The following is a 953-nucleotide window of genomic DNA, read 5'->3' as shown; positions in this document are numbered from 1 at the left end:
CTCCGCCTAGAGCGGTAGACCACGCCATAGATCTATATCCAGGAGCAACACCTTATTCAAGGGCTCCATACAGGTTCAACATTGATGAGCTTAAAGAGCTCAAGATACAACTCGATGATCTCTTGAAAAAGGGTTTCATTAAACCTAGTGTATCTCCTTGGGGTAGTCCTGTGCTATTCCAAAAGAAAAAGGATGGTACATATAGGTTATGCATTGACTACAGGAGATTAAACAAACAGACCATGAAGAACAAATATCATCTTCCTCACATAGATGAATTGCTTAGCCATTTGAGTGGTGCCACAATATTTTCAAAGGTTGATCTTCGTTCTGGCTACCATCAAATCCGCATTAAGGTCGAGGACATTCCAAAGACTGCCTTTAGTACACGTTATGGGCATTTTGAATTTACAATTCTTGCTTTTGGTTTGACTAATGCACCAGCAACTTTCATGTGCTTAATGAATAATATTTTTCACCCGTATCTTGATGACTTCATTTTGGTATTCTTGGATGATATTTTTGTGTATTCTAAGAATGAAGAAGATCATGCATTGCACTTAAAGAAAACATTTGAGGTTTTGCGTGAACATAAATTGTATGCCAAAGCAAGTAAGTATTCTTTTGCAAAGGATCAGATTGTGTATTTGGGAAGAGTGATTTCTAAAGAGGGGATTCACATTGATCTTGATAAAGTTAAGACTATGTTAGTAAGAGTTGTAAGAAGCTTTATGGGTCTAGCACAATATGAGAGAGCACACATTAAAGATTTCTCTAAGATAGCAAGTCTTTTGACCGAATTGACCAAGAAAGACAAGGGTTTTGTGTGGACTTCTAGCTGTGAGACTGCTTTTGAGACCTTGAAGGCTAAAATAGCGGAAAATTATGTTTTAAAAGTTCCTGAGATGGGCAAACCATTTGTTGTGTCCTGTGACTCTAGTGGTTAACAATTA

The 953-nt window shown here is 37.5% G+C and carries 1 protein-coding gene; it reads left to right on the top strand.

What is annotated here, in order from left to right; genetic code table 11:
• A partial coding sequence (locus DD606_RS25650; protein ID WP_139158408.1) for a reverse transcriptase family protein occupies nt 1–947 on the top strand: 947 nt, incomplete at its 5' end.
• Nucleotides 948–953 lie beyond the last annotated feature (6 nt).

Source organism: Enterobacter cloacae complex sp. GF14B (assembly GCF_004136805.1).
Classification (GTDB): Bacteria; Pseudomonadota; Gammaproteobacteria; order Enterobacterales; family Enterobacteriaceae; genus Enterobacter; species Enterobacter hormaechei_C.
This window is presented reverse-complemented; position numbering and strand designations above follow the sequence as displayed.